13 protein-coding genes are annotated in these 13,885 nt (G+C 41.1%); all 13 read left to right on the top strand.

Going from position 1 to position 13,885, the window contains the following annotated elements:
- Positions 1-196: 196 nt before the first annotated feature.
- The 13 genes from ACFYKT_RS02665 (at position 197) to pyrE (ending at position 13,864) form a co-directional block, all read left to right on the top strand.
- Positions 197-484, top strand: a complete 288-nt coding sequence (locus ACFYKT_RS02665) for a hypothetical protein (protein WP_389215018.1) — start codon at positions 197-199, stop codon at positions 482-484.
- Between the two features lie 79 nt (positions 485-563).
- Positions 564-1,058 (top strand): signal peptidase II, encoded by a 495-nt coding sequence (lspA, locus tag ACFYKT_RS02660; RefSeq protein WP_389215015.1) that lies wholly within the window; start codon positions 564-566, stop codon positions 1,056-1,058.
- On the top strand, positions 1,030-1,941 hold the full coding sequence (locus tag ACFYKT_RS02655; RefSeq protein ID WP_389215013.1) for an RluA family pseudouridine synthase: 912 nt from the start codon (positions 1,030-1,032) through the stop codon (positions 1,939-1,941). Before lspA ends, ACFYKT_RS02655 begins: the two co-directional genes overlap by 29 nt.
- Positions 1,942-2,130: 189 nt before the next feature.
- On the top strand, positions 2,131-2,673 hold the full coding sequence (pyrR, locus tag ACFYKT_RS02650) for a bifunctional pyr operon transcriptional regulator/uracil phosphoribosyltransferase PyrR (protein WP_389215010.1): 543 nt from the start codon (positions 2,131-2,133) through the stop codon (positions 2,671-2,673).
- Positions 2,674-2,855: 182 nt separating this feature from the next.
- A complete protein-coding gene (locus ACFYKT_RS02645) occupies positions 2,856-4,172 on the top strand; it encodes a uracil-xanthine permease family protein (RefSeq protein WP_389215007.1) in 1,317 nt (438 codons plus the stop codon).
- A 170-nt stretch (positions 4,173-4,342) separates the two neighbouring features.
- Positions 4,343-5,272 carry an aspartate carbamoyltransferase catalytic subunit gene (locus tag ACFYKT_RS02640; protein WP_389215005.1) on the top strand — a complete coding sequence of 310 codons (930 nt, stop codon included), beginning with the start codon at positions 4,343-4,345 and terminating at the stop codon, positions 5,270-5,272.
- A complete protein-coding gene (locus ACFYKT_RS02635; RefSeq protein ID WP_389215002.1) occupies positions 5,235-6,521 on the top strand; it encodes a dihydroorotase in 1,287 nt (428 codons plus the stop codon). Before ACFYKT_RS02640 ends, ACFYKT_RS02635 begins: the two co-directional genes overlap by 38 nt.
- A complete protein-coding gene (locus ACFYKT_RS02630) occupies positions 6,518-7,606 on the top strand; it encodes a carbamoyl phosphate synthase small subunit (protein ID WP_389214999.1) in 1,089 nt (362 codons plus the stop codon). The genes ACFYKT_RS02635 and ACFYKT_RS02630 overlap by 4 nt, the downstream gene beginning before the upstream one ends.
- On the top strand, positions 7,603-10,815 hold the full coding sequence (carB, locus tag ACFYKT_RS02625; RefSeq protein WP_389214996.1) for a carbamoyl-phosphate synthase large subunit: 3,213 nt from the start codon (positions 7,603-7,605) through the stop codon (positions 10,813-10,815). The genes ACFYKT_RS02630 and carB overlap by 4 nt, the downstream gene beginning before the upstream one ends.
- Positions 10,812-11,591, top strand: coding sequence for a dihydroorotate dehydrogenase electron transfer subunit (locus ACFYKT_RS02620; RefSeq protein WP_389214993.1), 780 nt, complete (start codon positions 10,812-10,814; stop codon positions 11,589-11,591). The genes carB and ACFYKT_RS02620 overlap by 4 nt, the downstream gene beginning before the upstream one ends.
- Positions 11,588-12,529 carry a dihydroorotate dehydrogenase gene (locus ACFYKT_RS02615; protein ID WP_389214991.1) on the top strand — a complete coding sequence of 314 codons (942 nt, stop codon included), beginning with the start codon at positions 11,588-11,590 and terminating at the stop codon, positions 12,527-12,529. The genes ACFYKT_RS02620 and ACFYKT_RS02615 overlap by 4 nt, the downstream gene beginning before the upstream one ends.
- Complete coding sequence (gene pyrF / locus ACFYKT_RS02610; RefSeq protein ID WP_389214988.1) at positions 12,501-13,217, top strand: orotidine-5'-phosphate decarboxylase; 717 nt, start codon at positions 12,501-12,503, stop codon at positions 13,215-13,217. The genes ACFYKT_RS02615 and pyrF overlap by 29 nt, the downstream gene beginning before the upstream one ends.
- Complete coding sequence (pyrE, locus tag ACFYKT_RS02605; RefSeq protein WP_389214985.1) at positions 13,214-13,864, top strand: orotate phosphoribosyltransferase; 651 nt, start codon at positions 13,214-13,216, stop codon at positions 13,862-13,864. The genes pyrF and pyrE overlap by 4 nt, the downstream gene beginning before the upstream one ends.
- Positions 13,865-13,885 lie beyond the last annotated feature (21 nt).

The raw sequence follows: 13,885 nt of genomic DNA, 5'->3' as shown, positions 1-13,885 counted from the left end.
GGTGCTTTAGCGCCGAGGAGGCTCAGCGCCCACCCCGCGGAAAGCGAACGCCTGGAGCGCAAATCAACCCTCTACTAGCTCCATTAAGAAAAATTTCCAACTCCGTTAATTGTTGTTCTCCTTGTAAAAACTTTTCCCGTGTCTAATATGCTCAAAGAGAGATACTAAAGGAAAATCCAAGAACGGAGGAACAGACATGGATGCAAAAGTGGAAAAGCTCTATTCCGAACTCCGTAATACAAGACAAGAACTAGTGGAAAAATTAATGGATGAAAACAGTTCAAAATTAATTAGACCATTTATTTTGGATGAATTATTTGATATTGAAAATACACTTCAAAAAATAGAAACAGGAAGCTTTGGCAAGTGTGAAGTGTCAGGTGAATTGCTGCCAGATGATATCCTGGCAGAAGTCCCAACATTAAAGTCACTTGATGATTGCAGCAGGCTGGATTACTATTATCGCAAATCTTTGTATGATTGAGTATAAGTGCTTACTGTCGTTTTTATGCAGAGTGTGCTAAAATGCAAAGGTATATATTTAAGATATGGGGGTTTCCTTTGTGTTTTATTACATAATTGCCTTAGTTGTTATTGCACTAGATCAAATAACTAAAATGTTAATTGTTAAGAAAATGGAATTATGGGAAAGTATAGAAGTTATTGAAAACTTTTTCTATATTACATCCCATCGAAACCGAGGGGCTGCCTGGGGAATTTTACAAGGGCAAATGTGGTTTTTTTATGTCATTACTGTCATTGTTATTATTGGAATTATTTATTACATTCAAAAAGCGGCTAAAGGGAAAATGCTCTTAGGGATTTCATTAGGGTTAATGCTAGGGGGAGCGATAGGCAATTTTATTGATCGTGTCGTCCGTAAGGAAGTTGTTGATTTTGTTAACACCTATATATTTGGCTATGACTTCCCTATCTTTAATATTGCAGATTCAGCATTAGTTATTGGCGTAGGGATGCTAATGATACAGATGCTGTTAGAAGAGAGAGCGTTGAAAAAGGAGAAATCTCATGGAGAAAATGGAACACACCATTCTTGAAGAACAAGCAGGTGTAAGAATTGATAAAATTCTTTCCACTTTAAATAAAGAATGGTCAAGAACTCAAGTTCAACAATGGATTAAAGATGGAAATGTCCTTGTGAACGGACAAAAGATAAAAACAAATTATAAATGCATACTGGATGATCAGATTGAGATCTCCATTCCAGACCCTGAGGAATTAGATGTTATTCCAGAAGAAATGGATTTAGATATTTACTATGAAGATCAAGACGTGTTAGTCGTCAATAAACCAAAAGGGATGGTTGTCCATCCAGCACCAGGTCATGTAACAGGTACATTGGTGAATGGCCTAATGGCCCATTGTAAAGATCTTTCAGGAATCAATGGGGTCATGAGACCAGGAATCGTTCACCGGATTGATAAGGATACTTCTGGATTGCTTATGGTAGCGAAAAATGACCTTGCCCATGAAAGTCTTGTTAATCAATTGGTGGAGAAGACCGTTACGAGAAAATATAAGGCGATTGTTCATGGTGTCATTCCACATGATTACGGAACAGTCGAAGCACCTATTGCAAGAGACCAGAAGGAAAGACAAAGTATGGCTGTAGTGGATAATGGCAAAAGGGCTGTTACCCATTTCCATGTATTGGATCGCTTTACAGACTTTACTTTTGTCGAATGCCAATTGGAAACAGGCAGGACTCACCAAATCCGTGTGCACATGAAATATATCGGCTATCCACTTGCTGGAGATCCAAAATACGGACCTAGAAAAACATTAGATATTGGTGGACAGGCATTGCATGCTGGAGTGCTTGGATTTATACATCCTAGATCTGAAGAGTATTTAGAATTTGAAGCTCCGTTGCCTCCTGATTTTCAACAGCTCGTTGACCAGTTGAAAAATAATCGTTGACAAGTATTTACGATTGCACTAAACTAAATTTAGTCGAATAGAAGTCCTTTAAAATGGTCCCGAGAGGCTGAGAAGGAAACGGATTTGAATTAGGGGCAGAATATGCCCTAATTCTAAAAGATTTTCGTTTACCCTCTTGCCAAATCGGTAAGAGGGTTTTTCATATGATAAATAGTAGAGGTGATATTGATGTCGCAAAAAGCTATAGTCCTTGATGAACAAGCGATCCGGAGAGCTTTGACAAGGATTGCCCATGAAATTATTGAAAAGAATAAAGGGATCGAAGGATGTATCCTCGTTGGAATCCGTACGAGGGGGATTTACATTGCGAATCGGCTTGCTGAACGAATTGAACAAATTGAAGGCACGAAGATTGCGGTTGGAGAGCTGGATATTACTTTATATAGAGATGATTTAACGAAGAAAACAGAAACACAAGAACCTCTTGTAAAGGGATCTGATATTCCAAAGGATATCAATGATCAAAAGGTAATTTTAATAGACGATGTTCTTTATACAGGTAGAACGGTACGGGCTGCACTAGACGCTTTAATGGATATCGGCAGACCCTCTTCCATCCAGCTTGCTGTTCTCGTTGACCGTGGTCATAGGGAATTACCTATTAGAGCAGATTTCGTTGGGAAAAACATTCCAACGTCTAGCTCTGAAAAGATTGTTGTTGAATTAAAGGAAGTAGACGAGGCAGACCAAGTAAGTATATTTGAAAATTAAATAGCCCTTTTAAATGAAGTCCAGAGAGGCTGTCAAAGGGGGAATTCAGCATAAGCCAATGTCTTTTGCTGTGCTCTTATACCCTCTTTGTGTCCATTGCAAAGAGGGTATTTTTTTGGAGAAAAGAACAAAGCTTTGTGTGAAGCTAAAGATAAATAAATCACAGCGGGGAGTAGATAGGAATGAATAAACCAATTTTAGATATCAATGAAGTCCCAAGTAAAACACAACTCATTACACTAAGCTTACAGCATATGTTTGCGATGTTTGGCTCAACTATATTAGTGCCAAAATTAGTTGGCTTAAGCCCAGCAATAGCCCTATTAACAAGTGGGATTGCAACAATTATCTTCTTAATCATTACGCAATTTAAAGTTCCAGCTTACTTAGGCTCTTCATTTGCTTTTATCGCACCGATTCTTATTGCAGCAGGTGGACTCAATGAAAATGGTATGAGTGTTAACCCAGGCAATGCAATGATTGGAGCAATGGCAGTTGGCGTCACCTACGGGCTTGTCTCATTAATTATATGGAAAGCTGGTTATAAGTGGCTAATGCGGCTCTTGCCACCGATTGTTGTTGCCCCAGTTATTATGGTAATCGGCTTAGCCTTATCGGGAACAGCCGTTGATATGGCAATGAACGTCAATGGAGAATATAACTTCTTGCACTTCACAGCAGCGCTTGTTACATTATTTACGGCCATCTTCTTTACAGTTTATTTCAAAAATATATTGAGTGCGATGCCGATTTTACTCGGGTTGATAGTAGGATATATATATTCAGCTAGTGTAGGAATTGTCGATTTCACAGCGGTGAAATCAGCGACGATGTTTGAAATGCCGGAATTCCTATTTCCAGGTATACATTATGAGTTTAAGATAACTTCAACAATTCTACTAGCCATGGTCCCAATAGTACTTGTTACGATTTCAGAACATATCGGCCACCAATTGGTATTAGGAAGAGTAGTTAATCGAAATTATGTGAAAGATCCAGGCTTACACCGTTCGATTTTTGCAGATGGTTTAGGAACTTTTGTTAGTGCTTTCTTTGGAGGGCCGCCAAAAACAACTTACGGGGAAAACATTGGGGTACTAGCCATTACACGAGTATACTCAGTGTACGTAATTTTAGGAGCAGCTGTGTTTGCCATCCTATTCTCCTTCTTAGGAAAAGTCATGGCTATCATTCAAACAATCCCGACTGCCGTACTTGGCGGAATTTCAATCTTGCTTTTCGGTATCATCGCGTCAAGCGGATTACGAATGCTTGTAGAAAATAAAATTGATTTTAGTAAAAACAGAAACTTAGTTATTTCATCTGTCATCCTTGTCATTGGAATTGGTGGAGCAGCGTTAAAATTCTCAGAATCCTTTGCGATAGAGGGAATGGCACTTGCAGCAATCATCGGTGTGCTTCTAAATGTGATTTTACCAGGAAGAGAAGAAGCAGCAGATGACGAAGATGAAGTAAATATGAAAAAAAATATTGCATAAATAGACCTTTTAATAAAGTCCAGAGAGACTTTCAAGGGTGTTGACTGCAACATTTGGCGATTAGGGGATACGTGTCCCTTCTTTAGCCAAATCTGCTCTTCAACTCGTGAACACCCTGACCAAAATGATCAGGGTGTTTTTTCATAAGAAAAAATAGAGGGGTGGATTAGATGAAAAACCTGTTAACGACAACAGATCTATCGATTAGTGAAATTAACAAGATTCTTTCAGATGCTCAATTCTTTTTGGATGGCGGGAAATGGTTACCGGAACAAAAAGTTTTTGTAGCTAATCTGTTTTTTGAAAATAGTACGCGAACGAAATGCAGCTTTGAGGTGGCGGAGAGAAGGCTCGGTTTAGACATTATTCCTTTTGAAGTAAGTACTTCAAGTGTTTCAAAGGGTGAAACCTTATATGACACAGTGAAAACTTTAGAGGCAATTGGTGTAAATACTGTTGTCATTCGCCATAATCAAGATCGTTATTTCGATGAACTTATAGGCAAAGCGGATGTTTCAGTTATTAACGCTGGAGATGGATGTGGTCATCATCCGACACAATCCCTGTTAGATCTTCTGACAATTAAACAGGAATTTGGAAGCTTTGAAGGATTGAAAGTTGCCATAATCGGTGATATCAGACACAGTCGAGTGGCAAGGTCGAATGCAGATACGTTAGCCCGTCTCGGAGCAACAGTTGTTTTTTCTGGACCAGTGGAATGGTTTGATGAAGAAATCCTTCAAAATGGAACGTATGAAAATATCGATACAGCAGTGGAAACGTCAGATGTCGTCATGCTGCTAAGAATTCAGCATGAGCGGCATGACGAAAAAGGTAATACAGAGGCAGATGTCTACCATAAGGCATTTGGCTTAACGGAAGAAAGAGAAAAACGAATGAAAGCTGGAAGTATCATCATGCACCCGGCTCCAGTAAACCGAGATGTTGAAATTGCGGATAGCTTAGTTGAATGTGAGCGTTCAAGAATCTTTAAGCAAATGCAAAATGGTGTATACATCAGAATGGCAGTACTGAAAAGATCAATTGAAGGGAGCAGTCAAAATGACAACATTAATCAAAAATGGTCAATTGCTAACTAATGAAGGGGAACTAAAGAGAGCGGATATATACATAGAAGCAGGGAAAATCACCGAGATAAGTGCAGAGATTGTAAAAGAGGCCCAGGAAGTGATTGATGCAAAGGGACTATTAATTACTCCAGGATTTCTTGACTTGCACATTCATTTAAGAGAGCCTGGCGGCGAGAAAAAAGAAACGATTGCAACAGGAACAGCAGCAGCAGCCAGAGGCGGATTTACAACTGTTGCGGCAATGCCGAATACAAGACCAGTTCCTGATACGAAAGAACAATTAGCCTGGTTGAATCAACGCATTGAAGAAACAGCTAAAGTGAATGTCCTTCCGTACGCATCGATCACTATTCGTGAGCTTGGTGCAGAGTTAACGAATTTTCAAGAGTTGAAAGAAGCGGGTGCCTTTGCTTTTACGGATGATGGTGTCGGAGTGCAATCAGCAGCGATGATGCTTGAGGCAATGAAGAGAGCAGCTGAAATGGATATGCCAATCGTTGCCCACTGTGAAGAAAATACACTTATTAACAAAGGCTCTGTTCATGAAGGAAACTATTCAAAAAAGAACGACTTAAACGGAATTCCATCTGTATGTGAATCTGTCCATATCGCAAGGGATGTACTCTTAGCGGAAGCGGCCGATTGTCATTATCATGTTTGCCATATTAGCACAAAGGAATCGGTAAGAGTTGTAAGGGATGCGAAGCGTGCAGGTATCAAGGTCACTGCTGAAGTAACACCACATCATCTTCTCCTATGTGAGGAAGATATTCCAGGACTTGATACAAATTATAAGATGAATCCACCACTTAGAGGTGCAGCAGATCGAGCGGCATTAATTGAAGGGATTCTCGACGGAACGATCGATTTTATCGCAACTGATCATGCACCACATACTGCCGAAGAGAAAGCTGAAGGCATGCAGCTTGCACCATTTGGAATCGTTGGCCTAGAAACAGCATTCCCACTGCTGTACACACATTTTGTTGAAAAAGGAATCTTTACATTAAAGCAATTAATCGACTTTTTAACTGTAAAACCGGCAGAAGCTTTTAAACTAGCATCAGGCAAGCTTGAGGTTGGAGCAGCTGCAGATATCGTCCTGCTAGACTTGAATCATACAGAAGAAATAAACCCAGAACAATTCCTTTCAAAAGGAAAAAACACACCATTTGCTGGCTGGGAATGTAAAGGCTGGCCTGTATTAACGATTGTGAATGGGAAAATAGCATGGAATAAAGGGAGTGTGACAGCATGAAGAAGCAGCTAATTCTAGAGGATGGCACCGTTTTTATTGGAGAAGGCTTTGGAAGTGAGGCAAATACAATTGGAGAAGTCGTTTTTAATACAGGGATGACTGGGTATCAGGAAATCATTTCTGACCCATCTTATTGCGGGCAAATTGTGACGCTTACTTACCCGCTTGTCGGAAATTATGGTATTAACAGAGATGATTTCGAATCGATTTCTCCGGCGATTCAAGGCTTTATCGTGAAGGAAGCAGCTGATCTTCCATCCAACTGGAGAAATGAAAAAACGCTTCATGACTATTTTCAAATTAAAAAAATTCCAGGAATTGCCGGAATTGATACACGTAAATTAACAAGAATTATTCGTCAGCATGGCGCATTAAAGGGAGCTATTTGCGGGATTGAAGAAGATGTGGATACGGTATTAGAAAAATTAAGAGCATCCAAGCTTCGAAATGATCAAGTGAAGCAGGTTTCTACAAAAACACCTTACCCGAGCCCAGGGCGTGGAAGAAGAGTTGTTCTAGTCGATTTCGGGATGAAGCATGGTATTTTACGAGAATTAAATAAACGTGATTGTGATGTGATTGTTGTTCCTTATAACACGACTGCAGCAGAAATTCTCAACTTAAGTCCGGATGGCGTAATGCTCTCTAATGGTCCTGGGGATCCAAAAGATGTGCCGGAAGCAATTACAATGATTAATGAACTATTAGGTAAAGTGCCTTTGTTCGGCATCTGTCTTGGCCATCAGTTGTTTGCGCTTGCTTGTGGGGCGAATACAGAGAAAATGAAATTCGGCCATCGCGGATCCAACCATCCGGTGAAAGAATTATCGACAGGGAAGGTCGCAATCACTTCTCAAAACCATGGTTACACAGTTGAAGAGGAATCAATTATAAATACAAGACTTGAAGTTACTCATATTGCTCTAAACGATGGAACGGTTGAAGGTTTGAAGCATAAGGATTATCCTGCATTTACTGTCCAATATCATCCGGAAGCTTCCCCTGGACCTGAAGATGCAAATGGGTTATTTGAACAATTTTTAACAATGATCGAATCTGAGATACAGGAAGGTGCGAGCAAATGACAAAGCGTACAGATATAAAAAGCATACTAGTTATTGGATCAGGACCAATCGTTATTGGTCAGGCAGCAGAGTTTGATTATGCTGGAACACAAGCATGTATCGCCTTGAAGGAAGAGGGATACAGAGTCATCCTTGTCAACTCCAACCCAGCGACAATCATGACAGACACGGAGATCGCAGATGCTGTTTATATCGAGCCGCTTACACTGGAATTTGTCAGCCGAATTATTCGAAAAGAGCGTCCAGATGCTTTAGTACCAACGCTTGGCGGGCAGACTGGCCTGAATCTAGCTGTCGAGCTTGCGAAATCAGGTGTACTGGATGAGTGTGGCGTTGAAATTCTAGGAACTAAGCTTTCAGCCATTGAACAAGCGGAAGATCGCGACTTATTCAGAAACTTGATGAATGAGCTTGGTGAGCCTGTACCTGAAAGTGAAATCATCCATACGTTAGAAGAAGCCTATCATTTCGTAAATCAAATTGGTTATCCAGTTATCGTTCGTCCAGCATTCACACTTGGTGGTACTGGCGGCGGTATTTGCCACGATGAAGAAGAGTTAATTGAAATTGTAACGAGCGGATTAAAGAATAGCCCTGTCACACAATGCCTGTTAGAAAAAAGTATTGCTGGGTTTAAGGAAATAGAATACGAGGTTATGAGAGATTCTGGGGACAATGCAATCGTCGTTTGTAACATGGAAAATATCGATCCTGTCGGCATCCATACAGGCGATTCGATTGTCGTTGCACCGAGCCAAACACTGAGCGACCGAGAGTATCAATTATTAAGGAATGTCTCACTGAAAATTATTCGCGCTTTAGGGATTGAAGGAGGTTGTAATGTTCAGCTTGCACTCGATCCATACAGCTTCAACTACTATATTATTGAAGTAAATCCACGGGTGAGCCGTTCATCTGCTTTAGCATCAAAAGCAACGGGGTATCCAATTGCCAAGCTTGCGGCAAAAATAGCTGTCGGCTTAACATTAGATGAGATGATAAATCCAGTTACTGGGAAAACCTATGCAAGCTTTGAGCCTGCACTTGATTATATCGTGACAAAAATTCCACGCTGGCCATTTGATAAATTTGAGTCGGCGAACCGTTCACTAGGAACACAAATGAAAGCTACTGGCGAGGTAATGGCGATCGGCCGCACACTAGAGGAATCGTTATTGAAGGCCGTTCGTTCACTTGAAGCGAATGTGTATCATCTTTCTCTGAATGATGCAGATACGATCGATAATGAATTACTAGAAAAAAGAATTCGCAAAGCTGGTGATGAGCGATTATTTTACATCGGTGAAGCACTTAGAAGAGGCGTAACAATCGAAACCATTCATGATTGGAGCCAGATTGACCTTTTCTTCCTTCATAAAATGGAGAAAATCGTTTCTTTTGAAAAAGAACTTGCTGCTAAGCGATTTGATATAGAAATTGGCAGGAAAGCAAAGGAAATGGGCTTTGCAGATATAACGATTGCGAATGCTTGGGAAACGAATGAATTAGCTGTCTATAATTGGCGAGTTGAAAACGAGATTGTACCTGTCTATAAAATGGTAGACACCTGCGCAGCTGAGTTCGAATCAGAAACACCGTATTACTACGGCACATACGAGGATGAAAATGAATCCATCGTTACAGATCGCAAGAGTGTTGTCGTTCTTGGTTCAGGACCAATCCGCATTGGGCAAGGGGTTGAGTTTGATTATGCAACGGTACACTCTGTATGGGCGATTAAAGAAGCAGGCTATGAGGCTATTATCATTAATAACAACCCTGAAACAGTCTCAACCGATTTCAGTATTTCCGACAAACTTTACTTCGAGCCATTAACGATTGAAGATGTCATGCACATTATTGACCTAGAAAAGCCTGAAGGTGTTGTTGTTCAGTTTGGCGGGCAAACGGCTATTAATCTAGCTGCAAGTCTAGTAGAGAGAGGCGTAAAGATTCTTGGGACTTCCCTTGAGGATCTAGATCGTGCAGAGGATCGAGATAAATTCGAACAGGCATTATCTGAGCTTCAAATTCCTCAGCCAAAAGGAAAAACAGCACTCTCAGTAGAAGAAGCTGTCACAATTGCAAATGGAATTGGCTATCCAGTTCTTGTCCGCCCATCTTACGTTCTCGGCGGCCGGGCAATGGAGATCGTCTATAAAGAAGAAGAACTTCTACACTATATGAAAAATGCAGTGAAGATTAATCCTGAGCATCCAGTGCTAATTGACCGTTATTTAACAGGAAAAGAAATTGAAGTGGATGCGATCTCAGACGGAGAAACAGTTCTGATTCCTGGAATTATGGAGCATATCGAACGGGCTGGTGTTCACTCAGGTGATTCAATTGCGGTCTATCCGCCACAGAGCATTTCTGCTGAGGTAAAAGCAAAACTAGTTGATTATACAGAAAAGCTTGCTAAAGGACTTGGCATTATCGGATTATTAAACATCCAGTATATTGTCGCAAATGAAGAAGTGTTAGTGATTGAAGTTAATCCTAGATCAAGCCGTACCGTACCATTCTTAAGCAAAATTACGAATATACCAATGGCAAAAATTGCAACAAAGGTGATTTTAGGACAATCAATTACACAGCAAGGCTATCAATCAGGCTTAGTTCCAGAAAAATGCGGTGTGTATGTAAAAGTACCAGTGTTCTCTTTTGCGAAATTAAAAAGAGTGGACATTACTTTAGGACCAGAAATGAAATCGACAGGTGAAGTCATGGGGAAAGATACAACCTTAGAAAAGGCTCTATATAAAGGTTTGGTTGCCTCAGGAATGAAGATTCATCCATTCGGCTCAGTGTTGATGACAGTTGCTGATAAGGACAAGGAAGAATCACTCCAGCTAGCGAAACGCTTTGCTGCGATTGGGTACCGTTTAATGGCTACGAGCGGAACAGCACAATTGCTGCAAGCAGCAGGCGTTTCAGTCGATGTAGTTGATAAGATTGGTTCAGACGGTCCTAACTTACTTGATGTCATCAGAAATGGTAAAGCGCAAATCGTCATCAACACGCTAACAAAAGGAAAACAGCCGGAACGAGACGGTTTCCGCATTCGTCGTGAGGCTGTTGAGAATGGAGTACCTTGTCTGACTTCACTTGATACTGCAGATGCAATCTTAAAAGTTATTGAATCAATGAATTTCTCAGCCGATCCAATGGGAAAAACGGCTGAGGTACAGGAGGCGGTTCTTGTATGATAAAAAAAGAATTATGCAAAATCGTTTCACAAAGGAAAATTGCCGAACAAATTTACGAGCTCACCCTTCAAGGTGAGCTTGTCCGCGAAATGGGTGAACCTGGTCGATTTGTTCACTTGAAGATTTCAGACCAATTTGACCCACTTCTCAGAAGACCGATTAGTATTTCTGACATCAATAAGGATAAGAACCAATTTACAATGATTTACCGGTCAGAAGGCAAAGGAACTGCATTGCTTTCTAAGAAAAGGTCAGGAGATTTCGTTGATGTGCTTGGACCTTTAGGTCATGGCTTTCCAGTTGCAGAGACTAGTGCTGGGGAAACAGCTCTTCTTGTCGGAGGAGGAATTGGTGTTCCTCCATTATACGAATTGTCAAAACAGCTAGTTAAGCAAGGTGTGCGTGTCATCCATGTTCTAGGCTTTCAATCAGAAAATGTTGTTTTCTATGATGAAGCCTTCTCTCAGCTAGGTGAAACATATGTAGCCACAGTCGATGGCAGCTATGGCACGAAAGGATTTGTTACAGACATTATCGAAGATCGAAAGCTTGAATTTGATGTACTGTATACATGCGGTCCAACACCTATGCTTAAGGCGCTTGAAAATAATTATCGAGATAAAAAAGTCTTTCTTTCACTCGAAGAACGGATGGGCTGTGGGATCGGTGCATGCTTTGCCTGTGTATGCCACACTGGAGACGATCCAACTGGCTATACATATAAAAAGGTTTGCAGTGACGGACCTGTATTTAAAGCTGGGGAGGTCGTTCTATGAAATCATTACAAGTAAACTTACCTGGATTAGAATTGAAAAATCCGATTATGCCAGCTTCTGGCTGCTTCGGATTTGGTCGCGAATACGCTGAGCTCTTTGATTTAAGCTGTCTCGGGGCGATTATGATTAAGGCAACAACATTAGATCCTCGTTTTGGAAATCCAACCCCTCGTGTAGCAGAAACGTCAGCAGGGATGCTTAATGCCATTGGACTGCAAAACCCAGGGCTTGAAAAAGTTATGAATGAAGAGCTGCCATGGCTTAGTCAATTCGATGTTCCGATCATTGCTAATGTTGCAGGTTCACAGGAAGAGGATTATATCGCAGTTGCAAAAGAGATTTCAAAAGCACCAAATGTTCATGCCCTAGAATTAAATATATCCTGTCCAAATGTCAAAACTGGTGGGATTGCCTTTGGAACGATTCCAGAAGTGGCAAAGGACTTAACGAAAAAAGTTAAGGAAGTGTCTAGTGTTCCTGTTTACGTAAAACTTTCACCAAATGTCACAAATATAGTCGAAATGGCAAAAGCGGTAGAAGACGGCGGTGCGGATGGTTTAACGATGATCAACACGCTCGTGGGCATGAGAATCGATTTGAAAACGGGAAAACCAATTTTAGCAAATAAAACGGGCGGACTTTCGGGGCCAGCGATTAAACCTGTGGCGATTCGCATGATTCATGAGGTGAGTCAGCATGTGTCCTTGCCGATTATTGGGATGGGCGGTGTTCAAACAGCGGAAGATGTCATTGAATATTACTATGCTGGGGCGAGTGCAGTAGCTGTTGGCACAGCAAACTTTGTTGACCCATTCGTCTGTCCGACGATTATTGAGGAATTACCTGAACTAGTGAAAAGCCTAGGCTTTGATCATATTTCTGAATGTACGGGAAGGAGCTGGAACAAGCATGGAAAAATCGCTCATCATCGCGCTTGATTTTGCAGGAAAACAGGAAGTGTTTCAGTTTTTGAAGCAATTTAATGGTGAAAAACTTTTTGTAAAAGTTGGCATGGAGCTTTTCTATCAGGAAGGTCCTAGTATCATTTATGACCTAAAAGAAAAAGGGCATGATATTTTCCTAGATTTAAAGCTTCATGACATTCCGAACACGGTGAAAGGAGCAATGAAGGGGCTGGCACGTCTTGGCTGTGATCTTGTAAATGTCCATGCTGCAGGCGGAAAAGAAATGATGGAAGCTGCTTTGGAAGGATTGGAGGCTGGAACACTAGCAGGGCAGAAGCGACCTTTCTGCATTGCGGTTACACAGTTAACGAGCACTTCTGAAGAGCAAATGCAAGAGGAACAGCTGATTCATGTCCCTTTAGAAGAATCAGTTCTACACTATGCCGCCTTGGCGAAGACAGCAGGCCTTGATGGGGTCGTTTGCTCCCCATTTGAATCAAAACAAATTCACCATTTAATGGGCGAATCCTTTTTAACGGTTACACCTGGAATTCGTTTAAAAACAGATCATGTTCAGGATCAGAAACGAGTGGCTACCCCTGAATTTGCAAAATCGGAAGGTGTTTCTGCCATTGTGGTTGGCCGCTCGATTACAAAATCAGAAAACTCACTGGAAAAATACATTGAAATTAAAAGATCTTGGGAGGGTGTTCACCAATGAAACAACAAATCGCCGAACGTTTACTAGAAATCAAAGCAGTTGCCTTACAACCGAATGATCCATTTACATGGTCGTCTGGCATGAAATCGCCAATTTACTGCGATAATCGGTTAACACTTTCTTATCCTGCCGTTCGCAAGGAAATTGCTAATGGTTTAAAGGAAACGATTCTGTCACAGTTCCCTGATGCCGAATTAATCGCAGGGACAGCAACAGCTGGAATCCCTCATGCCGCATGGGTTAGTGATCTAATGGACCTACCAATGTGCTATGTACGTTCAAAGCCAAAGGGACACGGTCAAGGCAATCAGATTGAAGGAAAAACAGAACAAGGGCAAAAGGTTGTAGTTGTAGAGGATTTAATCTCAACTGGAGGAAGTGTCATAACAGCAGTTGAAGCACTGCGTCAAGCAGGATGCGAAGTCCTAGGCGTTGTGGCAATCTTTACATACCAATTAGAAAAAGGAAAACAATTGCTAGAAGATGCGAATATTTCGGCTTACACATTAACAGATTTTGAAACACTTTCAGAAATTGCAAAGGAAAAAGGATATATTAAAGAAGAGGGTTTGGCAAAGCTTACTGAATGGCGGAAGAACCCGGTAGAGTGGGACAGAGAGACAGGTTCGGTGTCTCAGGCCAAATAAGCTATGCTTAAGTTCGTGGTC

It is taken from the genome of Cytobacillus mangrovibacter (assembly GCF_042865275.1).
In the GTDB taxonomy this organism is placed as follows: Bacteria; Bacillota; Bacilli; order Bacillales; family Cytobacillaceae; genus Cytobacillus; species Cytobacillus mangrovibacter.
This window is presented reverse-complemented; position numbering and strand designations above follow the sequence as displayed.